Origin of the sequence: Parafrankia sp. EUN1f, from assembly GCF_000177675.1 — a bacterium.
GTDB lineage: Bacteria > Actinomycetota > Actinomycetes > Frankiales > Frankiaceae > Parafrankia.
In genome coordinates, this window is record NZ_ADGX01000012.1 from 68,629 (window position 1) to 94,038 (window position 25,410).

Sequence of the window (25,410 nt, forward strand, 5' to 3'; positions counted from 1 at the left end):
GGGCAGATGGTTCAGTACCCAAGTGTACTGCTCTCGCGTCGTCGCGCGAGTCAATCGCGGCACCTTGGCCGCGCTGTCGACCGCGCGTCTCGGGATCATGCGGGGACGATCTGGATCGAGACCTGCGATCTCGAAACCGCGCCCAGCCGCAGCGACGATCACCGAGATCAAGCGGTCAACCGGCGGCAATGGTCGGCGATGTCCTCCGCCGTCCCGGCGTCATTCGCGGAGTCGATGCCATCAGCAGGTCGGCGGCCGTGATCCCAGCGCCGCGCGATCCCAACGAACGCGCCGTGCGCCACGAGACGTCGGCCATCTACGCGACTCGCGCTCTCGTCGTGGGGACTGCCGTCGCCCTGTCGGTGGGGCCCGCCGCAGATCGGACATGCCGGCCGGCGGATGGGTGGGCGGGTCTCGCAACGGAGCGCCCTCCTCCGAACCTGCCCTCTTCTGACGAGTCGGCCAAGCCGTGGCATGCACCGGCCATCTCCGGGAGCGAGGGCCTACGACGAGACCACCTCAAGGTGTACATGTCCCCATTTGGGGTGGGCAGGACCGTGGCGGCGGCGCATAGCCGTGTACGAGAAGCCTCGTCAGCCCGAGGGGGAACTGTTTTGGTAATCCTGCTCCGCGACCGTGTTCTCGACTCCGTCGATGCCCATGTGGCGCTGATGCCTGCGATGCTGGAGCTCACCGTGGATGTCCCGTACCCCGGGGCCACTGAGGTCGAGCAGATTTCTGTCAAAAGGATGCGGGATATGCTGTTGGATCCTGGCGTGCCGTCTGAAGTACGTGACAGCATCTGGTCGCGTCTTCTTCGCACCAGTCGTGAGAAGCGGGACCCCTGGGACGTGGTCACGATCTGGATGATGGCACCCGGGCTTCGCAGGATCTGCTGGAATTGCCGTCGATTCGGATTCGTGGCGGATCTGGCCGAGCTGGAGGCCGAGGCTGTCAGCGCCTTCCTTGTCACGGCCCGCTCGGCGGACCCTGACCGGCCGGAGCTTGGCGCCTGGCTATGGTCGGCCACATACCGTCATGTTCGGCGCGCTGTCCCCCGCCCCCGGTGCGAAACGCCCACCGCCGACATCGAGCTTGTTCAGGCACTCGACGCCTCCCCCTTTGACGCGTCACGAGCGATCGCCGCCTTTCAGCGCTTGGTCGATGACACTGCGCCGGCTGTCGAACAGAGCGGTGACGGCGATCCGGTCAAGGTGGAGGGCGAGCGGCTCGGTGCCGTCGCTCAGCGGCTCGGGCTGAGGCTTCCGCCTGGCCACGCAGGGTCTCGCGCCGAGGGGGAGGCCGCGTGACGAACCGGCGGCTCACCTTCCCTGAGCTGTTCGAGTTGCCGACCGTCGTGGACCTGCGTACCGCTGCGCGGGCCGTCGGGATCTCGATCAACACCGCCTACAAGCTGGTCCACGCCGAGCGCTTCCCATGTCGCGTCATGCGGCTGGGCTGGCGTTACCAGGTTCCGACAGCGGCACTCCTGGCCGCACTCGACGTGAACGGCCCCGCCGTCCATCCCGACGACGTACGTCGTGGTGCGGCGTTCGCGAACACCATCAGCTGACTTCTATCGGACGCGTCTAGATTCCCGGACTCGGCAGGGTTGGGGCTACGGACCGCAGCCCCAACCCTGGGGTCAGCCGCCGGCGGCGGCCGGGATTCTGGGTGGCGCCGTATGCCTGCGTCGCCGTGTGTTTCCGCTGGTAGGCGGCCTGCCCATGCGATCGGGGACGGTGATCGTGGGGCCGGGGATGGTGGGGTGGCGGTTCGGGTTGTGCCCGGTTCTGTCCACAGGATCTGGCACAACCCTCAACTTCCTGAGTCTCCGGACACGTCGGGGCAGCGACCGGCCACAGGCCTGTACCGACTGGTACTGAACATCGGGGTGCCGCAGCCTGGCCAGCCGCTGGTGCCAGCCAAGCTGGCGCATGGCTCGAGCCGAATGAGCGCCCTCGTGCCGTCGAGTTGCTGCGCGGCGCAGCTCGCCTGCCGCAGGAGGCTGTAACCGCTCGACTGCTCGCAGCGGATGCCAACTGGCGAGACGGTCTACTCATCGAACGAGGCACGCGGGCCGATGCTCCGAGGACGGGCGGTTAGGCAACTGACGTACGCCACGTCTCAGCGGACTCCACTCAGCGAGGCAGATGCCATGATCAGCGGCGTACTGTAGTGACGTGGACTCGTTGCGCGCCTTCCGAACGGTTGACGATGCCGCAGCCGTCGCGGCTGGCATGGTCGCGGCCGAGTCCCGCCTGCAGGACATCTGGCGGCACGCCGTTGTACAGATGCTCGACGACTACACCAGCGTTCTGCGGCATCAGGGCCTCGCTGCGGCGAGTGCAATGTGGGCGGAACGCCCACGGATGGCCGGCGACCGCCGGGTGGACGCGGCGCTTGCCGCGCTGGGAGAGCACCTTGCCCGTCGAGACGGATGGCAGCCTCCCGCATGGGTGCGCGATCCTGAGCTCGAGGCGGTGCCGTGGTGGTTCGTCACCACGCTGAGGGGCCTCCATCCTCGGGCGTTGGTCGAGTCCCCGCTGTCGTTCCGTAAACGGGGAGTGTTCATCACCGGCGGCGCGCTTCAGCGGGCGTGACGTGACCAGTCCGGGTCTCGGTCGTGAGTCGATCACGAGCCTGCTCCAGGAGCTCAACGACGAACTGGGCCGGCGTGGCGCGAAGGCCGACCTTTTTCTCGTCGGCGGCGCCGCGCTCGCCCTCGTCTACGACGCGACCCGATCCACCCGTGATCTTGACGCCGTTTTCCTGCCATCCGAGGTCGTCCGTGCGGCGGCGGGCGCGCTCGCCGAGCGCCATGGCCTCTCGGCTGACTGGCTCAACGACGCGGTGAAAGGCTTCCTACCTGGTCCGGATCCGGCCGCGACCAGGTACTTCGAAGCCGACCACCTCACCGTTGACGTCGCCTCCGCCGAGTACCTGCTGGCGATGAAGCTGTTCGCGGCCCGTGTCGAAGCTGACGCCGAGGACATCGCGTTCCTTTATCGCAAGCTCGGCTACACCACCGTCGGTGAAGGCCTCGACCTCGTCCAGTCCGTCTACCGTGACCGCCCGATTGATGTGAAGGTCCAGTTCCTCCTCGAAGAGATCGTCGAGTCGCTCCATGACGACAGCGGCGGAGAATTTGCCTGAGCCGGCCCAGGCGCGGGACGCCCGTGCTACCCCGTGTGCTCAGTGCCCACCGCTGCGGGTCATCCGGCAGCCGTAGTCGACTGACACCGGGCCCTGCCATCACAGGACCGATAGTGGGAGCCGCAGCTGAGCCGGTGGCTCTTCAACCCGCCGTTGGTTATGGCCGGACAGTGAGCACGATCGGCTGATCGCAGCTGATCCGAGACGCGCAAGGCCTCGACAGACATTTGAGGCGGGCACATTAGAAAAAGCCCTAGCAAATTATACTAAAGTAGCGGGGACAGGATTTGAACCTGTGACCTCTGGGTTATGAGCCCAGCGAGCTACCGAGCTGCTCCACCCCGCGTCGGCGCCTTTTACTATAGGGAACGCCGAGATCAGATGTCAAACGAGCGGGTCGACCGTCCTCTTGCCCGCCACGTGTTGGTCCGACGTCGTGCGCTTGCCCGCCCTGGCCTAGTTGAACTTTTTGCTTGGTGCAAAGTTCGCGCAATCCGAACCGTCGCCTGATTCGCCCCGGCGGGCGCTGTGGTCCAGAGCTCGCTTGCCGGTGTTGAGTTAACCCCTTAACCGCCTCGGGGTGCCGCTGGCCTCGGTCCGAGTCGCCGGGGCGGGCGTGATGCCAGTGAGTCGCGGTTTGCCCGTGCGGCTGGTCAACGGGCAGTCATGATCAGCGGCGATGCGCGTTGGAACGGTGCGCCCTGGACCTTGAGCTTCCTGCGGCTACCCTTGACCTGTGGGGTCCATCGCCGGAGTAGAGATCGACAGGGCACGCCTGGCCGCGATCTGCGCTCGTTACGGGATCGCGGAACTCCAGGTGTTCGGCTCGCAGGCGCGCGGCACCGCGACCGTTGACAGCGACATCGACATCCTGTACACCCTTGCGCCGGGCCGGCGTCTGGGCTGGGACATCGAGCAGCTCGCCGATGACCTCACCGACCTGTTCGGACGGCCCGTCGATCTGGTCTCCGCCCGCGGGCTCCACCCGCTGCTCCGCTCGTCCGTCCTGGCTGAGGCACGGCCCGTCTATGCGGCGTGACGTCCTCCTTCTCAGCGAGATGATCGAAGCGGCCGACCAGGCACAGAAACTCACCGACGGAATCACCGTCAGCGCCCTGGAAGCGGACCGGCAGCGCCGCGACGCGCTCCTGTGGAACTTCACCGTGCTCGGCGAAGCCGCCAGTCAGCTCTCCGAAGAGATCACCAAGAGCTATCCCGACATCGCCTGGAAGCAGCCCGTCCGGCTACGCAACCGGATCGTCCACGGCTACTGGTCCGTCGACCTCGAGATACTGCACACCGCGGCCAGAGAGCAACTACCCCAGTTCTCTGTCGACCTGCGTCGAGTCCTCGCAGCTGTACGCGAAGGCACCTGAACCCACCGAGGGCTGGAGCGTGAGTGGCCTCGTCGCCTGATGTCGGGCGCGGGCACAGGCAGTCGGTGAGGGCCACCGACGGGGTCAGCCGACCGGGGCGACCGACTCGATGTTGGCCACGGTGAAGTCCCGTTGTGCGTCCCGCAGGTGACACCACGCCTCGAGCCATCGGCCGTACAGCTGGTGCGGCTGGATCTCCCGGGCAGTCCGGTTTCCTGCCTTGTTCCGGTAGCTGATCAACACGTCGCGCTGGGCCTCGATCGCGTCGGCAAGCAGGATGATCTCGGTATCGGTCAGGCCAGGGTTCAGCTGCGCCAGCCGCGCGGACGTCTCCGAGGTATCCGCCCCGCCGCTGTCCGCGCCATCCGGGTCCGCGAGCAGCCGTGCGGCCAGCTTCTCCGCATCCATCCGGGGCCGGACCCGGGTGGACGCGGCCCGCGCCGCCGACCGGGGCGCAGCCGCGCGGTGCTCCTGCTGCTTCTCGACGATCACTGTGCCCGTCGCGTCCTCGGCGACTGGGGACAGTCCGGCCGCACGCAGCCGTGCCAGCACCTCGTGCGGCTCGTGCGGGCTGGACAGCACCGTCGGCGCTACCCGCGCCAAGGACAGCTTCGCCAATGACCGGGTATGCAGAATCTCGCTGATCAAGGCCTCTTCGGCCACGACGCACGAGCGCATTCCCCGCACCCGGATCTTCCCGTGGAGGCGAGCCACATCCTTGACCAGATATTCCAACGGCTGGGGCACCGGCCGATCAGACACCGCCGCCAGATCGGCCAGCAGTCGCGCGGCGGTCCAGCCCGCGTCGAACGCCGCACGGACGCTGGCCGGGCTGAACCGCCATACTCCCGCAGCGCCCCGGGACTCACTCACCGCCGCTGTTCCCAGCAGCCGCGAGACCGCCGTCGTCGGCTGGCCGGACACCACCGCGGTGAGGTCCGACTGGAGTATCACCGTGCACGGCCTTTCCGTCAGCACCCCGGCAACCCGCTCGGCCAACGCGTCCACCGAGTCCACCGCGTCCGCCGGCTCGCCGGCGGCCAGGTCTTCGTTGAGAAGGGCCACGAGCTGTTCGCCGCAGTCGGTCAGCACGTCGGCGACGGCGACACCCAGCAGCTCCGCCTCCCGTATCGCGGCGGCCGCCTTGTCCCGCAGCTCGCCTGGCCCGTACAGATGCAGCGGGAAGAACCAGTCGATGTGCTCGCCGGCCACCCGCAACGACAGCCCACCGCGCGCCGCGCGCAGCAGGGCGCGTCGTAGCCCACCGGCGGCCGAGGCCAGGGGCAGCGGCGGGGCCAGTTCCTTGTCTCCGCCGATCTCCCGGCTGGTCGGGGCATGTTCCAACATCAACCATGCGGTCACCAGCGCGGACCACTGGTGGGCCGGCGGTGCCTCCCGCCACGTCGCGTACCGATCGGTCGGCGCGTAGCCCGTGTCCGCCCGGCCGAGCAGCCCGGCCGCATAGGTCAGGTCGATACCGAGCACCAGCGTCTCGACCGGCAGCGCCAGCCGCGCGGCCAGCCGGGACCGCTCCCGTGGGCCGACTCCGCCCTTCTTCAGCGCGACGATCGAATGCGCGCGCGCCTCGTCCAGCAGGGCCGTGACGCCACGGAGCAGATCCGCCGCGGCGGCTTGGGCGGCGGCCAGTGTCGACTCACTCGTGGCCGTGGCGGAAGGGATCCGCGGCCGTCCGGTCAGCAGCAGGTCTCGCTGCGCCAGCCAGGACGCGACCTCGATCTCGCGGGGCACCTCCAACCGCCCGTTGACCCGCAACGCCAAGCCCGCGGCGGCCAACGTACGTTCGGCACCCGTGGCCGCCGGCGCGGCATAGCCCAGGTAGATCTGGCTGTAGCGATGGCGTATCTGGTCCAGACGATCCCGCGCGGGCCTGGGCAGCCGGCGCACCACGTCGGCCATCGCGCGGGTGTCGGAAGCCACGTCCACCAACCGGGCGATCAGCTCCGGTTTACGTAGCCCGTTCACCTCGACGCCCAGCGCGTCAGCCGCCGAACGCACGTCGTCCACCAGCGCCGACCTCGCGATCACGGCCAATGGTCGACCATCGCCGATCTCAGCCGCCCAGTGCTCGGCCAGTCGTTCCGGCAGGCGGATCGTCCCGGACTCCAACCAGGCCAGCCCACGGCCGCACAACTCGCCGACCGCGTCCCACACGGCCTTTCCTGGCGCGTCCTGTTCCGGTGCCGAGACCAGATCGGCCACGGTCTCAACCGTGGCCCGCGATCCCAGGGCGGCGACCGCCTGACCGACGACCACCGCATCCCGATCGATCGAGCGCAGCGCGGCAACCAGCGAGTCCGGCCCGCACAGCCGCTGGGCCAGCTGCTCGAACCCACGCGGGACGGGCTCGGCCCGAACGTCCGGCCGTGCCCGCAGCAATCCCGTCAGCGCTGCCTTGTCCAATCCGGCCAGGTACTCGGCGAACGATCCGGAAGTCATGGCGGCATTCTGCCGAACTCCCCTCGTGATGCCGCCGCCGGCGACGCGGACTCACATGGCGACCTTGCCGAGGAGCGGTTCCGGCGCCACCGCCGGGAAGTTGTTCGCGGCCCGTGTCGAAGCTGACGCCGAGGACATCGCGTTCCTTTATCGCAAGCTCGGTTACACGACCGTCGATGATGGCCTCGACCTTGTTCAGTCGGCGTACCGTGGACGCCCGATCGACGCGAAGGTCCAGTTCCTCCTGAGGAGATCGTCGATTCGCTCCACGACGGCACAGCCGATGGCGGATGCTCTGCCTGAGCTGGCCCAGGCGTGGGACGGCCTGCCGAGTCGTGTGTCCGGGCTGTTGCGGCGACCCGGGCCCCGTAGATCATCTGGCAGTCGTCGTCGACGCGTCGGTGGCCGACGCGCGACGGCACGGGCGGGCGTTTCCGCTGGTAGACATGCCGCGGTCGTCGCGGCTGGCATGGTCGCGGCCGAGTCCCGTCTGCAGGACATATGGCGACACGCCGTCGTGCAGGCGTCGTCGCGGGCTCAGCCGCCGGTCGTGTCACCGGCGGCGACCATGGCCGCTGTCGTGGTCGTGGTCGAGACGGCCGGGTGAGCGCCTCGCGGCGCCACCGCGGCCGTTGTCGCGAGGGAGCCGGCGGGGAGGCGGCGTTTCGCGGGCAGCGCGGCGAGCCAGTCGTCGGTGGTGGCGACGGCGGCGAACCCGGCATGCAGCACGGTGAGCACGCCATGGTGCAGGCTGCGCGCGTCCACCGCGCCCACCTCGTTGCGGTAGTCCAGAGTGCCGGTCGCGTCCGCGAGGACCTCGACGGCGAGCCCGAGGTGTGAGGCCTGGCGCGCGGTCGTGCCCACGCAGTGCTGCGTCATGTAACCGACCAGCGTGACGGTGTCGATCCCGCGGTCACGAAGCCAGGCCTCCAGCTCCGTGCCGGTGAACGCGCCCGGCAGCCGCTTGTGGAACAGGACGTCGCGATGGCGGTCGGCGACCTCGGGGTGCAGCCGCCAGCCAGGACTGCCGACGGCGAAGATCGGCGAGGTGGCCGGTGCGTCCTGCTGCACCACGACGACCGGGATCCTGTGCTCGTGCGCGGCGTCCATCACCCGGCCGATCGCTGCCAGCGATCCCGCGAGCGGCGGATAGCTGATCCGCATCGCCCCGGTCTCGTACTCCTGCTGGACGTCGATGACGACGACTGCGCGCCTGACCATGACATGACTCCCTGTTGCTCGCGTTCGAGGCCGCCGGCCGCGCCCCGCGGGGCCGGCATCGACAGACTCCCCGACGGGATGTCCCAGAGGGAGTGGCTGGAAAGCCATCCTTCGATAGAATCCAGCCACAGCCACAGCCGGTGCGGCCCCGATCCCGGCGCCGTGGAGGGGCGGAGGGGAGGGGCCATGCCGGTGGCGCGGGACGGCGACACCGTCGCCGTCGTGTTCGGGCAGGACATGCCACTGTTCGAGGCGTCGGTGCCGGCCAGGGTGTTCGGGCCCGTGCACCCCGACGTCCCGGCCCATACGGTGCTGGCGGTCGCGGGCGAGCCGGGTCCCCTCTCCACCTCGGCCGGGATGCTCCTCGACCCACCGCACCGCCTTGACGCGCTCGGCACCGCCGGGACGGTGATCGTGCCGAGCTGGCGGACTCCGGACGGCGCGCCGCCGTCGGACGCGCTCCTGTCGGCACTCGCCGCGGCGGCCGACCGCGGTGCCACTGTGGTCGGACTGTGCCTCGGCGCGTTCGTGCTGGCCGCCGCCGGCCTGCTCGACGGCCGGCGAGCGACCACCCACTGGCGGTTCGCCGGCCGGCTCGCCGCCGATCACCCGCTGGTCACCGTCGACCCGGACGTGCTCTACGTGGACGGTGGCGACATCGTCACCAGCGCGGGCAGCGCCGCGGGCATCGACGCCTGCCTGCACCTGCTGCGCCGGGCCCGGGGCCCGGCCGCCGCGAACGCGGTCGCGCGTTCCCTCGTCGTCGCGCCGCACCGCACCGGCGGCCAGGCCCAGTACATCGAGCGGCCGCTACCGCCGGTCGAGGACGGTGACCCGGTGGCGGCCGTCATCGCCTTCGCGCTGGACCGGCTCGGTGACGTCACGCTCGACGTCGACGCGATGGCGACGCACGTCCACCTCAGCCGGCGCACGTTCGACCGGCGCTTTCGCGGGCGGACCGGCAGCTCGCCCCTGCAGTGGCTGCTCACCCAGCGGGTGTTGTGGGCGCAACGACTGCTGGAGTCCGCCGGCCTGAGCGTGGACGAGGTCGCCCGCCGGGCCGGCTTCGCCGACGCCGTCGCCCTGCGCCCGCACTTCCGCCGCGTCGTCGGCGTCTCCCCGAGTGCCTATCGGGCCGCCTTCGCGGGGTCCGCGCCGTCCGCGCGTGCCCGCCCGGGAGGCGCGGAAGAACCGGGGGCCTGACCGGGATCCCCACCGGCCCCACCGGCCCCACCGGCCCGGCTGGCCCCACCGGCCCGGCTGGCCCCACCGGCGCGGCTGGCCCCACCGGCGCGGCTGGCCACGGCCTCCTGCCACGGCGCGACGGGCGGTGGCGGCCAGGCATGGGTCGGCCGTGGCCGGTCGACAACGTCGGCGGGGCCGTCGACTACGTCGGGGGGACCCAGGCGGCGTGCTCGAGTTCCAGACTGCCCGGCGACGGGAGCCGATCTGGGTGCCGGGCGCGCCGTGGGCCGGGGCCGTACCCGGCGTCCGGCCGTACGGGTGTCAACTTGCAGCGGCGGCCGATGCGTCGGTTGTGGACGTACGACGGCGTCGCCGTGCGTTTCCGCTGGTAGGTGGCCTGTTCACGTGATCGGGGATGGAGATCGTGGGGCCGGGGATCACGGGGTGGTGGTTCGGGTTGTGCCCGCCCTTGCCCACTCGCCCCACCTGACCAGCGCAAACGTCGACAGGACGGTTCAACCGTCCGTCGCACAGCGCCAGGAGGCGCGACGCCGGGCTGCGGCGCACCCGTCGCTGCCCGCACGGATCCGGATGAGCGGCACCCATACCAGGGCCTCCGCAGGGAAGGGCTTGCCATCGACATCGTGGCCGGGCGATTCCTAACGTCGCCGGTATGGATGTTCCTCCTGGACCAAAACCACCCGGATCACCTGGGGACTGCCGGGCACTGGCGTCGGTGTGCGACGCGTACGCGCAGGCCCTCGCCGACGAGATCCGCGCGGCCGGCACGATTTACGGAATCGTCGGCTCTGACCGCTGGACGGGCCGGTCGGCCCGCTTCGTTCGCGGCGCGATCAGCGACTGGCAGGGCTCGGCCCACGACGCCGAGGGCTCGCTGCGCGGGCTCGCCTCCCAGCTGCGACGGGCGGCCGACGAGCTCACCCTGGCGCAGACGGACTGGCAGCGCCGATCCGACCGCTACGAGGCGGCCGTCCGTGACCGGGCCCGGTGGGGGCGGACATGACCGAGTATCTGCGACTCGACCCGGCGGCGATGCGGACTGTCGCCGCCGACCTCGACCGGGCGACTGACGTCGGCCGCCGGATGAGCTCGGCGCTGCCGACGCTGACGGCCGGGTACGACCTGCCCCTGGGGCTCGGGCGGCAGGCGCAGGCCGAGCTGAGCAGGCTGGGAGGGGTGATGGCCCGGGCGGGCGGGGCCCTGCACGGGCTCGGGCGCGATGTGCGGGCGCGCGCGGTCCTCGCCGAGCTGGCGGACGCCGCGGAGAAGCCGGGAGCAGGCGCGGGCGGCGCCCCGGGTGCCGCACCGGCCGGTCTGGCGGACAGGCTGCGCCGGATCGTGGAGGACTTCGAATGCCCGCTGGACGACCCGGTGCGCAACCTGATCCACGAATCCACCGCGGCGGCCGCGGGTGGTGCGGCCGGCGGGGCGAAGGCCGGCGTCGGCCAGCTGCGGGAGGCCCTGAACGACGTCGCGGACGGCGAGATCGCCAACCGCCTGCGGGAGGGAGCCAACCGGAACCTCGATCAGTGTCAGCCACCCGTCGAACTGCCCGAGCCGTTGCCTCCACCGCCGCCCCCGCCGCCGCCGCCCGGGCTGCTTGACCGGGTCGCCGACGCTGTCGACGGAGCCGTGGACGACGTCGTCGACGGGGCCCGGCAGGTACTCGAAGATCTTCCCGCTTCGGGTGACCAGCCGGGCGGCGGGCTGCCGCCGCTCCCCGTGCCGCCGCCGATCGTGCCGATTCCTTGACCCTCGCCGGGCGGGGCTGTCAGCTCGGCCCCGCCCGGCTCCTTCCCGAGCCGACTCCTACGGCCAGATGTAGCCGAGGGCGAAGTTGTAGCTGGTGAAGCCGCGGGCCGTGTACTCGGAGTAGCCGTCGGACGGGTTCACCGCCCACACCCATGAGACGTCCGCCGGGTTGAACATCGCGTCGACCTGCAGGGTGCCGGCCGGGCGGTTGGCGTAAGCGTAGAAGGCGATCCCTTCGGCGACATAGCCCTGTTGCGTGTTGGGGTTCATCGAGAAGTAGTAGGTCACGCCCCCCTTGCCGCAGGCGCTGGCGCACCGGGACCGGTAGACCGGGGCGGTGCCACCGCCCGGCGATGCCGCGGAGAACACGCTGCCGAGCTGCCGTATCAGGACGTGTCCGGCCTCGCTCGGATTGGTACTCAACAGGTAGTAATAGGGCTTCTCGGGGGTTCTGTGCAGGTACAGCGGTACGGGGGCGGCGTCCTCGTAGGCGTAGGTGACGGAGGCCTGCGGGGGCACCGCGGTACCGGCCGCCGGGTCCTGCGTCTGGACGGAGTTCGGCTGGTTCGTCGGGTAGTCCGTGGACGGCACCGGGTTGAGGCCGGCCGATCTGATCGTCGCCTCGGCGGTCGCCGGGTTCATCCCGACCACGTTGGGCACCGCGACCGGCGCGCCACCGTAGTAGCGGACGGTGATCGGGTCGGCCGGCCCCGCGGCGCTGCCCGCGACCGGCTGCTGGTCGATCACGACCCCGGGGGTCGTTCCGGCCGGCGCGAGCCCGAGGTCGGTCGCGGTGCAGGTGGTGAAGCCCGTGCTCGCCAGCTGGCCGCAGGCGCCCGCGGCGTCGGTGCCGACCATAGAGGGGACCGCGACCTTGTCCGGGTAGGCGAGTCTCACCTGGCCGCCGCGATCGATCGGGCTCCCTCCCACCGGGTCCTGCCCGGTGACCAGGTTCAGGCCGGTAGCGGCACTCGCGAGGCCCTCCGCGGTCGGGGTGCAGGTCAGCCCGAGGTCGGTGACTTCCTTACAGGCCGCGGTGACCTCCCTGCCGGTCAGGTCAGGCACCTGCGCGCGGTCTCGGTAGCGGACCTCGACGATGTATCGCTCCTGCACCTGACTCCCGGGCTTCGGGTCGGTGCTGACGACGGTGCCGACGGCCCCGCCGTCCAGCTGGCCGGATGCCACCGGCCGGCATTCCAGGCGCAGGGCGCGCAACGCCGCGCAGGCAGCGGTCTGCTGCTGGCCCCGGACGTCGGGCACCGTGACGGTCGGTACCGCCGGGGTCGTGCGCGACGTTCCGCCGGCCGGTCCGCTGGCGGCCGGTCCGCCAGCCGGCGACTGCCCGACGGGACCACCGCCGGTAGGTGGCGTACGACCGGCCGGCGCCGGCTGTGGTGCCGGCGGGGTGGAGCGGGTCGACGGCGCCGGCGGGGCGGGTGACGGGCTCGAAGAGGCGCGGCCGACGGGTGCCCGCGGGGTGGACGACGGCTGCGTCGGGGGTGTGCTCGGGATGCCCGCCGCGGCCGGCGGCCCTGTCGCTCCGGTACCGGCGCCGCCCGCCGGGCCGGCCGCATCGGCGGTGCCGGCGGGCCCGGAGCCGTCGCCCTTGTCGACGCTGGACCTGGTGCCGTCCGGCGAGACCGTGGCGGCCCAGCTGGCGTACTGGTTGTTGATCCAGACTCGGCCACCGTCGATCTTCAGCTCGATGTCACCGGAACTGCCTGCCGGCATCGCGATCTCACTTGCGGCGGCAGGGGTGGCTGCGTCGAGCCAGAGAACTTTCTGATGCGTGGTGTCCGGTACGTACAACCGTCCGTAGGCCTCCAGCGGGCGGCCGTACCGGGGCTGATCATCGTTGCCGAGCGCGATCGGTGCGCCCACCGTGCCCTGCTCGACATCCACCCGGATCATCTGTCGCCGCGGAACCACGACCAGCCACAGCGCGCCCGCGGTCTCGCTCGGGGCGGAGATCTGGATCTCGGCGCCGGCCGGCAGCCTGACCGGGGTCGTGCGGACTCCGCCGTCCGATCGGACGAGGACGACCTCGCCGGCGTCGGCCCGCACGACCACCGGGCGGTCGTGCACCAGGGTGAGCCCGAGGCGGTTGTCCAGTCCGACGTTCACCGTGCGCAGCAGTTCGGAGCCGCGGATCTGGGCGAGTCGCCCGTCTTCCAGCAGGACCCAGAGGGTTCCCGCCGAATCCGCGGCCTGCCCGACGATCCGGCCGTCCAGGTGGACCGGAGCCCCGAGACCTCCACCGCCGCCCAGCCGCGACACCGAGCTGTGGGCCGGACCACTCGAACCCGGACGACTCGAACCCGGACGACTCGAACCCGGACCACTCGAACCCGGACCGTTCGAGCTCGGACCGCGCGAATCCGGGTGGTCCTGGGCCGCGCCGGTCCGGCTGGCGTCGCTGTCGGCCGCCGCGTCCTGATCCGAACCGGCCGGTCCGTCCTCGGCGGGGGTGGTACCGGTGAGGTACGCGCTCTCGCCGCCGGCCGACAGGGCACGCTGCGATCCGTCCGGTGCCGCGCCGGGCACCGGGGAGGCGGTCATCGCCGCGGTGTCGACCTGGGACAGCACGCCGGTGTCCTGGTTGACGACGTAAAGCTGACCGCCGACCTCCACCGTCTGCAGACGTTCCCGCTCGGCGGCGAGGGAGCCCTGGACCTGGGCGTCCGCCTCACCCGTGATGCCGTTGACGTGCGCCACGGTGTGACCGCTCGGCAGATAGGTGCTCGCGTCACCCAGCACGGCCTGGGACGCCCGGTAGCCGGTTCCGGTCGAGACGGCGGCAGCCCCGACCAGGAGCAAGGCGGCCAGGGCCAGGCGGGTGCGCGGCCGGCCACCGCCCCGCAGCACCGCGAGGCTCGGCACCGGGCGCCGCCGTGAGGACGACAGCCGCGAGAGCGGTGCTGATCGGCGCCGCCTCCGCCGCCGGCGGTCCGCGGTGGCGGAGGTGGCGGCTGCGGTTCGCGGTCGCGGGCTCACGGATCTCCCTGTCGGCGCTTGGCTCAGTGATGCTCGGCGCGATGATATGGACACGAACCATCACAACCGCAATGGGAAGGGCTTCCCTCAGATGACCGGTCAGGTCGAATACGACGGTCAGGTGTTCCCGCTGTCCGCCGGGCAGCGGCTGACCTTCGGCCGCTCGCTGGAATGCACAGTGCGGCTGGCCGCCGGCGACGCCGCGATCTCTCGGATCGCTGGTTCGGTCGAGAGCGAGGGTGACGGCAGCCTGTGGTGGCTGTCGAACGACAGCGACAAGCGGCTGTTCGCGGTCGTGGACGAGTTCGGCCTGCGCAGTGTCGTCCCACCGGGCCGGCGGGTCGCGGTCGAGAGCCCGGTCCGCGTCGTCCTCGAAGGCGCCGACCGGGTCTATTCGCTGCGGGTGGCCGTCGCCGGACCAGGCCGAACAGGCGACGGTGGCGCCGGTGGCGCCGGTGGCGACGGAGTCGACGGCGGAGGAGACGGCGTCAGTGCCCCGGTGCCGGCGACGGGCACACTCACCGCCGCCGGCGAGAAGGTGATGATCAACAGTGCGGACCGGCTCGCTCTGGTCGCTCTGTTCGCCGGCTACCTGGAGGATCCGCCCCGGTACGACCCGTACCCACGCAGCTACGCCGCGGCGGCGAAGCGGCTGGATGTCCCACGCACCACCCTGGTGAAACGGATCGAGCATCTGCGGGTCAGGCTGACCGACGCCGGCGTCCCGAACCTGATGGGGTGGAACGCTCTGACCAAGCTTGCCGAGTACGCCATCACCACCCGTCTGATCACCCGGGATGACCTGCGGCTGCTGCGACGCTGACCACCGCGCGACGCCGTCAATGGGGAGGGTTTCCGATTCCCGCGCCGGGCGGTGATCCCTACCGTCGGTCCCGTCCCGCGGATCCGCCGCGGGAGGAGTCCGGAGGTGTGTCGCATGGCCGTCATCGGTGCCGAGATCGGTGATCTCAATGCTCTGAACACCAGCCTCAGGCGGCAGAGTGGATCTGTCGACACGCTGCTGTCGGAGCTGACCACCCAGTTGCAGAACGCCCACTGGAAGGGCGGCGCCGCGGACAGGTTCCGTGCCTCCTGGGAGACGGAGTACCGGCCGGCGCTGCGCAGTCTGTCGGCCGCGCTGACCGCCGCCGCGGACGAGGTCCGCCGCCGGGCCGAAGCGCTGACGGCCGCCGGCTCCTGACCGGTCGGGGCGGCGGAGACTGGCAGCGGCGGGCGGCAGCGCGATGGATCTCGACCTTGAACTCGTCGACGTCGACGGCGGGCGGCACCGTGTCTGGGCCGATGCCGGGCCGCACACCCGGGTCGGTGATGTCCGGGCAGCGGTGCGTGCGTTCCAGGCCGCGGACCGGGCGCTCTTCCTCGGCGGGACCCAGCTGGACGACGACAGCACGCTGCGCGACGCCGGGCTGATGCCGGGGGCGGTCGTCGGTCTGGGCCACCCGGCCGCCGAACCCACCACCAGCCCTGCGGCAGCGGACGCACCTGGCCCCTGGGAGCTGGCGGTGGTCGGTGGCCTGGACGCCGGGCTGACGGTGCCGTTGCCCGCCGGGGGCGACGTGCGGATCGGGCGTGGCCCCGCAAGCGACATCGTGCTGGACGACCCGGAGGTCAGTCGGGAACACGCTGGTCTGACGATCACGGCGCCGGAGACGGTGGAGCTCCGCGACCTGGACTCCCGCAACGGCGTCGCCTGGGACGGTTTCCGGCTCGACGGCCCCGCCGTCCTGCGGGAGGCCGACGTCTTCCAACTGGGCGAGACGGTGCTTGCGCTGCGGCGGCCAGCTCGCCCCGCGGCCCTTCTCAGCCCGGACCCCGGCCAGCTCGGCTGGTTGGTGAACCGGCCGCCGCGCATCCCCGGAGCGCGCGCGGAGCCGGTGTTCGACGCTCCCGCAGCGCCCACCGAGCCACGGGCGTTCCGGTTCCCGGTCGCGTCGGTGGTGCTACCGCTGATCGCCGCCGCCGTGATGTTCCTGGTGATGCCGGGTGCCCGCTACTACCTCGCTTTCATGGTGCTGTCGCCGGTGATGCTGCTGGTGAGCGCGTGGAGCGACCGGCGCGGTGGCCGGGCTGAGTACCGGCGCCTGACCGCCGAGCACGACCAGGTACTCGAGCGGCTGGACGCCGATCTGCGCGCTCACGCCACCGAGAGCGGACGGAGGCTGCGGGCGGAATTCCCTGACCCGGCGACGCTGCTGGCCATCGCCCAGGGCCCCGGCGGACGGCTGTGGGAACGCCGTCCGCGCGACGAGGACTTCCTGCTGCTGCGCTGCGGCCTGGTCGACCGTGCTTTGGCGGCCCGGGTCACCGGAGCCGCCCCCGCTGTCACGATGCCCACCTGCCGGCTCGTGCCGGAGCTCGTCGACCTGCCCACGCTCGGGGTCGTCGGCCTGGCCGGCCCGCGGCCGACGGTGCTTGCCCTGAGCCGGGCGCTGCTCGTCCAGCTCGCGGTCCTGCACGACCCGGACACAGTCGGCCTGGTTCTGCTGACCAGCCGCCCGGACGCCGCCCCCGCCTGGGAGTGGCTGCTGTGGCTCGAACACCTTCGGCCGGGCGCCACCGCCGCAGGGGGGCCGTGGCGCCTGGTCGGGGCGGACACGGACCAGGCGGAGGCGAGAATCGCCCAGCTGCGCACGATCATCGCCGGGCGCCGCGCCGCGGCCGGTGGCGCGCTTGCCGGCAGCGCGACGGTGGACGGGCCCGAGGTCGACGGACCGGCCGCGGACGGCCGCGCCTATGTGGTCGTGGTCGACGGTGCCCGGCAGGCCCGGTCGCTGCGGGGATTCACCGATCTGCTCCGCGACGGGCCCACGGCTCGCGTGTATGTGCTGTGCCTGGACGACGAGCCCGAGGGCCTGCCCGACGAGTGCCGCGCCACGCTGGCCGCTCAGGGCGCGGGCGGCAGCCGGCTGCGGGTCAGCCAGCCGGGCGCCGAGCCCGTCGACAGCGTGCTCGCCGACGGCGTCTCCGCCGAACTGGCCGGGCGGATCGCCCGCGCGTTGCGGCCGCTGCGCCTGCTCGGCTCCGCCCGGTGTGCCGAGCTGCCGGCGACGGTGCGATACACCGAGCTGGCGAAGGCGGCCGGCGTGACGGCGCTGGCCCGTCCGGCTGGACCATCGACCCGGATGCTGCTCGGTGTCGGCGTGGACGGGCCGGTCAGCGCCGACCTGCGCCGGGACGGCCCGCACGCGCTTGTCGCCGGGACCAGCGGCGCGGGGAAGTCCGAACTGTTGCAGACCATGGTCGCCTCGCTGGCGCAGACGAACCCACCGGACGCCCTGACCTTCCTGCTTGTTGACTACAAGGGCGGCAGCGCGTTCACGGCGGCCGCCGCCCTCCCACACTGCGTCGGCCTTGTCACCGACCTGGACGGCCACCACGCGAACCGGGTTCTGGACTCGCTGGGAGCTGAGCTCCGCCGGCGGGAACGGCTGTTGGCCGTGGCCGGTGCCCGGGACATCGACGAGCTGTGGGCGCTGGCGGAGCGCGAAGCGGTCGCCGGGCCGGGGCGGACGGGGCCAGGCCTGCCGCGGCTCGTCGTGATCGTCGACGAGTTCGCCACCCTGGTGGAGGAGGTGCCGGACTTCGTACCAGGGCTGGTCGGCATCGGCATGCGCGGGCGCAGCCTGGGGATCCACCTCATTCTCGCCACCCAGCGGCCGGCCGGCGTCGTCACCCCTGACCTGCGGGCGAATGTCAATCTCCGGATCTGCCTTCGGGTCACCAGCCGGGAGGACAGCACGGACGTCATCGGCGTGCCGGATGCCGCCCAGCTGTCCAGTGCCCAGCCTGGGCGCGCCTACCTGCGCACCGGTCACCGTGAGCTCGCTCTGTTCCAGGCGGCGAGGGTCGGGGGCCCGGCCCTGGCAGACCCGGCGCGGCCAGGCGAAGCCGCCGAAGCCGCCGAAGCCGCCGAAGCCGCCGAAGCCGCCGAAGCCGCCGAAGCCGCCGAAGCCGCCGAAGCCGCCGAAGCCGCCGGAACCGCGGGTCCGGCCGGCGCTGGAATCCCGCGGGTGGTCGCCCGGGGTCTGGCCGAGGCCGGCGCGGTCTCCCGAGCGGTCACGCCGGAAGCGACGTCGAGCCGGACGGATCTCGATGCGATCATTTCCGATCTCCGGGCGGCAGCCGAGCGGGACGGGTTCACCGGACCGCGGCGGCCCTGGCTGGATCCGCTGCCTGAGGTGCTGACCGGCGCCGAGCTCGCGGCGTTCCCCACCGGCGATGATCCGGCCGCGGCCTGCGCCGGGCCGGGAACCGACGCCGGGGCTGGGACTGGGAAGGGGGCTGGCACGCCTGTCCGGCTGCCGATCGGTCTGGCCGATCTGCCATCCGAACAGCTCCAGCGCCGGTTCGTCCTCGACCTGGAGCGCACCGGCTGCGTCGCGGTGATCGGCACGGTGCGCAGCGGCCGGTCGACGGCGCTGCGCACCGTGGCCGCGAGCCTGACCCAGGCGGCCGGCCCGGAGGACGCGCACCTGTACGTGATCGACTGCGGAAACGGAGGCCTGCGCAGCCTGGCGGCGCTGCCGCACACCGGCGCGGTCATCGACGGCGCGGACTCGGCCCGCCTCGACCGACTGGTCGCCTTCCTCGATCAGGAGATCACCCGCCGTCGCGAACGCCTGGCGGCGGACGGTCACAGTTCGCTGGCCGAACAGCGGTCCGCGGCCGCCCCAGCGGACCGGCTGCCCTATCTGGTTGTGCTGCTCGACCAGATCGAGGCGTTCCAGGCCCGGTACAACGAGATCGACGGCGGCCGGCTCATCGAGGCCGTGGAGCGCCTGCTGCGCCACGGGTCGTCCGTCGGAATCACCGTGCTGTTCAGCACGGACCGGTCTGGCTTCGGCTATCGCCTCAGCGGGCTGGTCGAGTCCCGGCTGGTGCTGCGCCAGGCGGATCGGGAGGACTACAGCGTCTGCGGGGTGGACCGGCGCGGGGTACCGACGCGGATGCCGACGGGGCGGGCGCTCTGGGCCGCCACCGGCGAGCAGGTGCAGATCGCCCGCCACAACCCGGCGGACATCGGTGCGCTGGTTGCGGGGCTCGTCGGCCGCTCGCCCGTCCCGGCGGGTCGCGGGCCGCGGCGCCTTGACCCGCTCCCCGACCGGGTCACCCAGGCAGAGCTGACCGGGCCGGCCGGCCCCGCGAGGGGCCCCGGGGTCTGTGCGCCGGCCGTCGGCGGCGACGAACTCGCCGCGGTCGACATCGACCTGGCCGCCCTCGGTGGTTGTTTCGTGGTGGCGGGCCCGCCGGGCTCAGGCCGCAGCGGGGCCCTCGTCTCGATCGTCACGACCCTGCGGGGTCGGGTCGGCGGTGAGCTGCCCGTCATAGCGCTCGCCCCGCGACCGTCGCCGCTGCGCGGGCTCGCCGGACTGCCCGGTGTCCGGGCGGTCGTCGAGAACTGCGCGGAGCTGGCCCGGCGGTTGGAGGAGGTGCGCGACGCACGCACGGCGGTCGCGGTCGTCGTGGACGACGCCGAGCTTGTCGACGACCTCGGCGTGTCGGACCTGCTCGAAGCGTTCCTACGCGGCGCCCGTGACACCGGCTCGCTGCTGGTACTCGCCGGCACCACGGAGGATCTGGTCGCCGCCCGTTACCGCGGCTGGATCGCGGGTACTCGGCGCTCCAGGTCCGGCCTGCTGCTCTGTCCGGCCCAGCCGTCCGATGGCGAGGTCTTCGACCTGCGGCTGCCCCGGTCGGTGCTCGGGCAGTGGCCGGCGGGCCGCGCGCTGCTGGTGGCACGCGGGCGCCACCAGTTCGTCCAGGTGCTGGACCATGGCGACCCGCGAACCGCCGCCGCCACCACCGGAGCGGGAGCGGGAGTCAGATCGTGACGCTCTCACTCAACGGCGCGATCCGACCGCCTTCCGCCGCCGCGCTACCTTTTCGTTCCGAGTGGTCCGGATCCAGTCGTCCCGGCTCCTCCGATTCCGGCCATCTGCCGGTCTCGTCGCGTGACCGGGAGGACCGCCGGATCGTGAAAGTACCCAAGCCCGGACACGTTCCGCCGCACCCAGGTCACACGGGGCGGGCCGGGGGCGGGCACACCGGGCAGTTCGGGCGGACCGGCAACACGGGACGCTCCCGGGCTCACCCGGCGGACGGGCTCCCCGGCTACCGCCTCGGACCGGAGCTCGCCTCCGGCCGGCTGGGGCCTGTCGTCGCCGGTACCCGCCTCGTCGACGAGTTCGCCGTCGCCGTGCATCTCGTCGGTCAGCTCGATCCGGCCACCGCCGGCCGGGTTCTCGACCAGGCCGAGGATCTCCGTTCCGCCCCGCACCACCCCCGGCTCTGGCCGCTGCTGGCCGCGGGCCTCGCCGACGACGGCTCCTGTTTCCTGGTCAGCGGCCGGGCCGACGGGTCGCTCGCCGATCGGCTGCGCGCGGACGGCCCGCTGGCCGCTCACGACATCCTGCGTGTCGTCGCGGTGATCTGCCCGGCGCTGGACGCCCTGCACCAGGCCGACATCCTGCACGGGAACATCACGCCGGCGAACCTGCTGGCGGCGCCGGCCGGGGAGATCGTCCTTGCGCACCCACTGCTGCCCGCGCTTGCCCCGGACGGCCCGGGCCCGAACCCCGGCTACCGGCCACCGGATGTGATCGGGGGAGAGGACTGGACTGTTGCCTCCGACGTGTACGCGCTGGCGGCGACCGTGTTCACCCTGCTGTGTGGCCGGATGCCCTACGCGGCGACAGGTGGGCTGGAGGTGGGCGATGACGACGTGGCACTCCGGGCCCTGACCGGCCCCGTTCCGGACCTGGCCGGCTGCGGAGTCCCGACGGCCGTGGTGGATGTCGTCCGCCAGGCGATGTCGCCGCAGGCCCGGCAGCGCCCGGCGTCGGCCGGTGAGTTCGGCAGTCTGCTGGCCCGCTCGTTCGAACAGCTGGAAACCCGGCCGCCGACCGCTCCACTTCCGGTGGCGCCGGCACCGGGAGCGTCCGCGCGCCCCACCAGGGACGGCGGGAACAACGGGGAGGGAGGGAGAGAGCTCGGGAGCAGGTACCTGCTCGACACACCGATTGGTCGAGGTGCCACCGGCCAGGTGTGGCGCGCGCGGCGGCGTGACACCGGCTCGGCGGTCGCGGTGAAGGTGCTGCGCTCGGATCTCGCGGAGCAGCCGGAGACGGTGACCCGGTTCGTCCGTGAACGGCATGCGATGCCCAAAGTGCGCCACCCCAACGTCGTGCGCGTCCTCGACCTGGTCATCGAGGGCGAGACGCTCGCGATCGTCATGGAACTGGTGGACGGCCCCGACCTGCGCGGGATGATCACGGCCGGCCGGCTCCCGCGGGACGAGGCCCGCCGCCTGCTCGCCCAGGTGGCGGAAGGCCTGGCCGCCGTGCACGAGGCCGGCATCGTGCACCGGGACGTCAAGCCCGAGAACGTACTGATCGACCGGAGCGGCGCGACCGCGGTCGCCCGGCTGACCGATTTCGGGCTGGCGCGGGTGGCCGGCGACTCGTCGCTCACCCGTTCGTCCCGCCTGATGGGAACGATGGCCTACCTGGCTCCGGAACTCGCGGCGGCGAGGCCGCCGACACCGGCGGTGGACGTCTACTCCTTCGGGGTCCTGGCCTACGAGCTGTTCGCCGGCCGGCGGCCGTTCGACGCCGACAACGAGGCCGCGCTGATGCTCGCGCATCTCCAGCAGCGGCCAGAACGACCCGCGGACCTACCCGGCCCGCTCTGGCGCGCGGTCGAGCGATGCCTGCGCAAGGATCCGGAGGAACGACCGAGCGCCGCCGAGCTGGCACGTCTGCTCACCAGCATCGACAGCCGAGGCGACAACGCTGGTCCGGAGCGGTCGGCGCCGGCCGCGGACAGGCGGACCGCCGAATCGCTGCTGACGGCGGATGCCACGGTCGCCGTCCCACCGCGGCCGCCGGCCAAGGATGTCCCGTCGTCGCGGCAGGGGTGGTGGAGGCTCGCGGCGGCCGTGCTGGTCACGCTGCTCGCCGGCGCCGGCGTCGGGGTGGGCCTCGCGCTGCGCGAACGCCCACCGGCCGCCCCACCACCCACCACGGCCGCCGAATGGTCCCTGGTGCCCGTCGCCATCACGGTCGAGGCGGCCGGCCCAGATGCCGCCAGGGTCTCGCTTTCGGCCGGAACGGATCTGCCCGGCGCGGTCGAGTACCGCGTGTACCTGAACCAGGAATCCGACATCGCGCTGCCCGCCGGCCAGCGTTCCCGCCTGTTCCCAGGGCTGGCCGAAGGCCGGCACTGCTTCCGCGCCGCGGCCGTGGTCCGGACCGCGCAGGTTTCTCCCAGCCCGGCCGTTCCGGCACCGGAGTGCCTGGACATAGCCGCCCGATGACCGACCCGAACACGCCCGATCTCGCGAGGAAAGAATGACCTACCTTCCCCGGTCGGAAGACGCCCGCCAGCCGTTCGGCTCGCATGGCGGCCCCGACCGTCATGGTGACCCGAGCTACTCCGGTGACCTGGGCTACTCAGGTGACCCGAACTACTCCGATGACGGAACCGCCTTCCGCCAGGTTCACGACGCCGTGGTGGCGAACGTCGAGAGAGTCGTCCATGGCAAGACGGATGTGGTTCGACTGGCGGTCGCGTGTCTCTTCGCCGGCGGCCATCTGCTGGTGGAAGACGTCCCGGGAGTCGGTAAGACCTCGCTGGCGAAGGCGCTCGCCACCTCCGTCGGCGGCACCTGGCAGCGTCTCCAGTTCACGCCGGACCTGCTCCCGTCCGACATCACCGGAATCTCGATGTGGCGGGCCGAGACAGGTCGGTTTGAATTCCGGCGAGGCGCGGTCTTCGCGAACGTCGTCGTCGGGGACGAGATCAACAGGGCCTCGCCGAAAACTCAGTCCGCGTTGCTGGAGGTGATGGAGGAACAGCAGGTCACCGTGGACGGCGAAACGCATCCGGTGCCTCGACCGTTCATGGTGCTGGCCACTCAGAACCCGATCGACCTGGAGGGAACCTACCGCCTGCCGGAGGCCCAGCTGGATCGGTTCCTCATGCGCATTTCGGTGGGCTACCCGGATCTTGACACCGAGATGGCGATTCTCTCCGGCGGCCCGGCAGCCGAGGCGCCTCATCTCGGGGCGGTGACCTCCCCTGGGGTGGTCAACCAGATGATCGGTATGGTCCGAGCCGCGCACACCGCGCCGTCGATCGTCCGCTATATCGCCAGCCTGGCGGCGCGAACCCGGACCCGGCCCGAGCTACGCCTCGGTCTCAGCCCACGCGGCAGTCTCGGCTGGCTGCGGGCGGCGCAGGCCCTGGCTTATGGGCAGGGACGGCCCTATGTCGTCCCTGACGACGTCAAGGCGGTTGCCCGGCCGGTTCTCACGCACCGGCTGGTGCTCACCACCGACGCCGACGTGCGCGGCACGCGGGTGGCCGACGTCGTGGACGATGTGCTCGCCGGTGTCCCGGTGCCGACCACCACCGACGCGGTCTGATTCGATGGCGCTCGCGACAGCGGCACGCGAGCCGGTGGTCACCCGGGTCGGCTGGGGAGTCATGGCCACGACGGCCGGTACCGGCGCTCTCGGGATGGCCGCCGGCTTCCCACTCCTGGTCACCCTGGCGGGGACCTGGGCGGCCGCGGTACTTCTGGCTGGGGCATCCGTGCTGGTCCGGCCCCGACTCACGGTGGACCGCACGGTGCGATCAGGTCATCTCACCGTCGGCGACGTCACCCTGGGCAGTATCACCGCTAGTAACAGTTCCCGGTGGCCCAGCCCGCGGCTGGTAGCGGTCGACCGAATCCAGGGTGAACCGGTCGAGGTGGCCATCGCCGGTCTGGCCCGCGGCGGGCGGCGGACCGTGCGCTACCCCGTCACCGGGGTCCGGCGCGGTGTCCTCCGTCTCGGTCCGGTCACGGTCGAGCGGCGCGACCTGCTCGGAATATTTCGCCGCTCGCGGGTCGTCGCCGGCGAGCTGACGGTCTGGGTGCGCCCGCGGGTCCACCCGCTGCGCCACGCCCCTGCTGGGGTCGTCCTCGACATGGAGGGCCAGGTCCGTCCATCAGCGAACGCGGGCAGTGCGGCTTTCGTCTCGCTGCGGGAGTACGCGCAGGGGGACGACCCCCGTCGCATCCACTGGAAGCAGAGCGCCCGGACAGGCCGGCTGATGGTGCGGGAGCACGTGGACAGCGACGAGCCGACCGTCACTGTGGTGCTGGACACCCGTGCCGGGGTCTATGACCCCGAGCGGTTCGAGGAGGCGGTCGAGGTCGCCGCCTCGTTCGCGCTCGGCCGGCTGGCCGGATCGGCGCGGGACCGCCCGGAGCGCGCGACGCTGCGGATCCTCGGCGAGGACCCGGCGCAGACAGCGGGCAGCGATCCGTTGGACCGGCTCGCCGCGGCCCTGCCGACCACGGATGATTCGTTCACCCCGGTGCTGCACACATTCGAGCGGATCGCCCCCGGTGGCTGCGTCGTGGTCGTGACCGGCCACGACGACGGTACGGCCGCGGCGCTACTGTCCCGGTCAGGGCGGCACCGGCTGGTCGTGGTCGCCGAGCTGCGGGCCGACCAGGACCGATCCGCGGCGGCTCCGCCGGTGGCGGTGCCACGGCCGGGCACGGTGGTGCTCCGCGCCGCGACCGCCGTCGCCGTCATCGCGGCCTGGCGTCGGCTGGGTACGCCGTGACCACCGCCCACGCCACCGCCGAGACCGTTCCGGCTGCGGCCGGAACGGCTGCCGCGGCCAGCCCGCGGGCAACGGCCTCGGGCCGTGCTCAGCGGGGCACCGTGCTCGCCCTGCTGCCGGTGGGGACGCAGTCCGCTCTGGCCGGACTGGCCTTCGCCCCGGTCTTCGGCGGATACCACCGGGCCGGGCCGGTCGGCCGGTTCGAGCTCCTCGTGATCGGCGCGGCCGTGATTCCGGTTGTGCTCAGCGGTGCCGTCGCCGTGAGGAACCGGCTCGGAAACGGCCAGCGGACCGCGGTGGCGGCCGCGGGGCTGATCGCCTACGCCCTGCTCGCCGCCGCTCCTGGCCGGGCCGTTCTCGACGGGCCCCGCCGGCTGCTGACGACCACGCTGCCGGTCCGGGCCTCCGGGCCGGAACTTGCCGCGGTGCTGTTGATCGTGGGCGCGGCGGCGCTGGCCGGGACCGAGCTGGTCCTGGGCGGACGGACGGCGCTGCTGCCCGCGCTGCCCGCGCTCGCCTGCGCCGCCACGGCCCTGGCGCTCGGCGCCTCGGCAGGGCCGCCGGCCTGGTGGCTGGGTCCGGCGTTCGCGCTCGCCGCGCTGGCGGA

The 25,410-nt window shown here is 72.2% G+C and carries 18 protein-coding genes, 1 tRNA gene and 1 pseudogene; 16 read left to right on the plus strand and 4 right to left on the minus strand.

What is annotated here, in order from left to right:
• The first annotated feature begins 614 nt into the window (after nucleotides 1-614).
• From FREUN1FDRAFT_RS05400 to FREUN1FDRAFT_RS05415, 4 genes are all read left to right on the plus strand, one after another.
• A complete protein-coding gene (locus FREUN1FDRAFT_RS05400) occupies nucleotides 615-1,310 on the plus strand; it encodes a hypothetical protein (protein ID WP_006538958.1) in 696 nt (231 codons plus the stop codon).
• The gene (locus FREUN1FDRAFT_RS05405) at nucleotides 1,307-1,573 is read left to right on the plus strand and encodes a hypothetical protein (RefSeq protein WP_006538959.1); all 267 of its coding nucleotides are present in this window, start codon (nucleotides 1,307-1,309) and stop codon (nucleotides 1,571-1,573) included. Before FREUN1FDRAFT_RS05400 ends, FREUN1FDRAFT_RS05405 begins: the two co-directional genes overlap by 4 nt.
• Before the next feature lie 610 nt (nucleotides 1,574-2,183).
• Entirely contained in the window at nucleotides 2,184-2,603 is a 420-nt protein-coding gene (locus FREUN1FDRAFT_RS05410) for a hypothetical protein (protein ID WP_035950136.1), read from the plus strand.
• Between the two features lies 1 nt (nucleotide 2,604).
• Nucleotides 2,605-3,156 (plus strand): DUF6036 family nucleotidyltransferase, encoded by a 552-nt coding sequence (locus FREUN1FDRAFT_RS05415; RefSeq protein ID WP_006538961.1) that lies wholly within the window; start codon nucleotides 2,605-2,607, stop codon nucleotides 3,154-3,156.
• Nucleotides 3,157-3,428: 272 nt separating this feature from the next.
• Here FREUN1FDRAFT_RS05415 and FREUN1FDRAFT_RS05420 read toward each other — a convergent pair.
• Nucleotides 3,429-3,502, minus strand: a tRNA-Met gene (locus FREUN1FDRAFT_RS05420).
• A gap of 390 nt (nucleotides 3,503-3,892) precedes the next feature.
• Here FREUN1FDRAFT_RS05420 and FREUN1FDRAFT_RS05425 point away from each other — a divergent pair.
• Together FREUN1FDRAFT_RS05425 and FREUN1FDRAFT_RS05430 are read left to right on the plus strand one after the other, a co-directional pair.
• The gene (locus FREUN1FDRAFT_RS05425) at nucleotides 3,893-4,195 is read left to right on the plus strand and encodes a nucleotidyltransferase family protein (RefSeq protein ID WP_006538962.1); all 303 of its coding nucleotides are present in this window, start codon (nucleotides 3,893-3,895) and stop codon (nucleotides 4,193-4,195) included.
• Entirely contained in the window at nucleotides 4,185-4,532 is a 348-nt protein-coding gene (locus tag FREUN1FDRAFT_RS05430; RefSeq protein WP_006538963.1) for a DUF86 domain-containing protein, read from the plus strand. Before FREUN1FDRAFT_RS05425 ends, FREUN1FDRAFT_RS05430 begins: the two co-directional genes overlap by 11 nt.
• An 84-nt stretch (nucleotides 4,533-4,616) precedes the next feature.
• On the opposite strand, the gene FREUN1FDRAFT_RS05435 is transcribed toward FREUN1FDRAFT_RS05430, so the two are convergent.
• Together FREUN1FDRAFT_RS05435 and FREUN1FDRAFT_RS05445 are read right to left on the minus strand one after the other, a co-directional pair.
• The gene (locus FREUN1FDRAFT_RS05435; RefSeq protein WP_006538964.1) at nucleotides 4,617-6,989 is read right to left on the minus strand and encodes a WYL domain-containing protein; all 2,373 of its coding nucleotides are present in this window, start codon (nucleotides 6,987-6,989) and stop codon (nucleotides 4,617-4,619) included.
• A 537-nt stretch (nucleotides 6,990-7,526) separates the two neighbouring features.
• On the minus strand, nucleotides 7,527-8,210 hold the full coding sequence (locus tag FREUN1FDRAFT_RS05445) for a cysteine hydrolase family protein (protein ID WP_006538966.1): 684 nt from the start codon (nucleotides 8,208-8,210) through the stop codon (nucleotides 7,527-7,529).
• A gap of 186 nt (nucleotides 8,211-8,396) precedes the next feature.
• Between FREUN1FDRAFT_RS05445 and FREUN1FDRAFT_RS05450 the strand changes: the two genes are divergently transcribed.
• The 3 genes from FREUN1FDRAFT_RS05450 (at nucleotide 8,397) to FREUN1FDRAFT_RS05460 (ending at nucleotide 11,168) form a co-directional block, all read left to right on the plus strand.
• Nucleotides 8,397-9,413 carry a GlxA family transcriptional regulator gene (locus tag FREUN1FDRAFT_RS05450; RefSeq protein ID WP_006538967.1) on the plus strand — a complete coding sequence of 339 codons (1,017 nt, stop codon included), beginning with the start codon at nucleotides 8,397-8,399 and terminating at the stop codon, nucleotides 9,411-9,413.
• A gap of 718 nt (nucleotides 9,414-10,131) precedes the next feature.
• Nucleotides 10,132-10,419 carry a hypothetical protein gene (locus FREUN1FDRAFT_RS05455; protein WP_006538969.1) on the plus strand — a complete coding sequence of 96 codons (288 nt, stop codon included), beginning with the start codon at nucleotides 10,132-10,134 and terminating at the stop codon, nucleotides 10,417-10,419.
• Nucleotides 10,416-11,168 carry a hypothetical protein gene (locus FREUN1FDRAFT_RS05460; protein ID WP_006538970.1) on the plus strand — a complete coding sequence of 251 codons (753 nt, stop codon included), beginning with the start codon at nucleotides 10,416-10,418 and terminating at the stop codon, nucleotides 11,166-11,168. The genes FREUN1FDRAFT_RS05455 and FREUN1FDRAFT_RS05460 overlap by 4 nt, the downstream gene beginning before the upstream one ends.
• A 57-nt stretch (nucleotides 11,169-11,225) precedes the next feature.
• Here FREUN1FDRAFT_RS05460 and FREUN1FDRAFT_RS05465 read toward each other — a convergent pair whose 3' ends face one another.
• Nucleotides 11,226-14,048 carry a PASTA domain-containing protein gene (locus tag FREUN1FDRAFT_RS05465; protein ID WP_006538971.1) on the minus strand — a complete coding sequence of 941 codons (2,823 nt, stop codon included), beginning with the start codon at nucleotides 14,046-14,048 and terminating at the stop codon, nucleotides 11,226-11,228.
• Between the two features lie 205 nt (nucleotides 14,049-14,253).
• Here FREUN1FDRAFT_RS05465 and FREUN1FDRAFT_RS05470 point away from each other — a divergent pair, with 205 nt between their 5' ends.
• The 7 genes and pseudogenes from FREUN1FDRAFT_RS05470 to FREUN1FDRAFT_RS05505 form a co-directional block, all read left to right on the plus strand.
• Nucleotides 14,254-14,985, plus strand: coding sequence for a hypothetical protein (locus tag FREUN1FDRAFT_RS05470; protein WP_035950199.1), 732 nt, complete (start codon nucleotides 14,254-14,256; stop codon nucleotides 14,983-14,985).
• A 114-nt stretch (nucleotides 14,986-15,099) separates the two neighbouring features.
• On the plus strand, nucleotides 15,100-15,363 hold the full coding sequence (locus FREUN1FDRAFT_RS05475) for a WXG100 family type VII secretion target (RefSeq protein ID WP_006538973.1): 264 nt from the start codon (nucleotides 15,100-15,102) through the stop codon (nucleotides 15,361-15,363).
• 43 nt (nucleotides 15,364-15,406) lie between these two features.
• Nucleotides 15,407-20,014 (plus strand): FtsK/SpoIIIE domain-containing protein, encoded by a 4,608-nt coding sequence (locus FREUN1FDRAFT_RS39505; protein WP_006538974.1) that lies wholly within the window; start codon nucleotides 15,407-15,409, stop codon nucleotides 20,012-20,014.
• 143 nt (nucleotides 20,015-20,157) lie between these two features.
• A complete protein-coding gene (locus FREUN1FDRAFT_RS39510; RefSeq protein ID WP_157474351.1) occupies nucleotides 20,158-22,497 on the plus strand; it encodes a serine/threonine-protein kinase in 2,340 nt (779 codons plus the stop codon).
• A 34-nt stretch (nucleotides 22,498-22,531) separates the two neighbouring features.
• Nucleotides 22,532-23,608 carry a MoxR family ATPase gene (locus FREUN1FDRAFT_RS05495; protein ID WP_006538976.1) on the plus strand — a complete coding sequence of 359 codons (1,077 nt, stop codon included), beginning with the start codon at nucleotides 22,532-22,534 and terminating at the stop codon, nucleotides 23,606-23,608.
• 4 nt (nucleotides 23,609-23,612) lie between these two features.
• A complete protein-coding gene (locus tag FREUN1FDRAFT_RS05500) occupies nucleotides 23,613-24,803 on the plus strand; it encodes a DUF58 domain-containing protein (RefSeq protein ID WP_006538977.1) in 1,191 nt (396 codons plus the stop codon).
• Nucleotides 24,800-25,410 (plus strand): annotated as a pseudogene (locus FREUN1FDRAFT_RS05505) (hypothetical protein); the annotation flags it as partial. The gene FREUN1FDRAFT_RS05500 and the pseudogene FREUN1FDRAFT_RS05505, both read left to right, overlap by 4 nt.

What these genes read in the sequence shown, in the direction of transcription:
- FREUN1FDRAFT_RS05450 (WP_006538967.1), top strand. Translation starts at nt 8,397, where the DNA reads ATGCCGGTGGCGCGGGACGGCGACACCGTCGCCGTCGTGTTCGGGCAG.
- FREUN1FDRAFT_RS05460 (WP_006538970.1), top strand. Translation starts at nt 10,416, where the DNA reads ATGACCGAGTATCTGCGACTCGACCCGGCGGCGATGCGGACTGTCGCC.
- FREUN1FDRAFT_RS05430 (WP_006538963.1), top strand. Translation starts at nt 4,185, where the DNA reads ATGCGGCGTGACGTCCTCCTTCTCAGCGAGATGATCGAAGCGGCCGAC.
- FREUN1FDRAFT_RS05470 (WP_035950199.1), top strand. Translation starts at nt 14,254, where the DNA reads ATGACCGGTCAGGTCGAATACGACGGTCAGGTGTTCCCGCTGTCCGCC.
- FREUN1FDRAFT_RS05435 (WP_006538964.1), bottom strand. Translation starts at nt 6,989, where the DNA reads ATGACTTCCGGATCGTTCGCCGAGTACCTGGCCGGATTGGACAAGGCA.
- FREUN1FDRAFT_RS05475 (WP_006538973.1), top strand. Translation starts at nt 15,100, where the DNA reads ATGGCCGTCATCGGTGCCGAGATCGGTGATCTCAATGCTCTGAACACC.
- FREUN1FDRAFT_RS05445 (WP_006538966.1), bottom strand. Translation starts at nt 8,210, where the DNA reads ATGGTCAGGCGCGCAGTCGTCGTCATCGACGTCCAGCAGGAGTACGAG.
- FREUN1FDRAFT_RS05500 (WP_006538977.1), top strand. Translation starts at nt 23,613, where the DNA reads ATGGCGCTCGCGACAGCGGCACGCGAGCCGGTGGTCACCCGGGTCGGC.
- FREUN1FDRAFT_RS39505 (WP_006538974.1), top strand. Translation starts at nt 15,407, where the DNA reads ATGGATCTCGACCTTGAACTCGTCGACGTCGACGGCGGGCGGCACCGT.
- FREUN1FDRAFT_RS05495 (WP_006538976.1), top strand. Translation starts at nt 22,532, where the DNA reads ATGACCTACCTTCCCCGGTCGGAAGACGCCCGCCAGCCGTTCGGCTCG.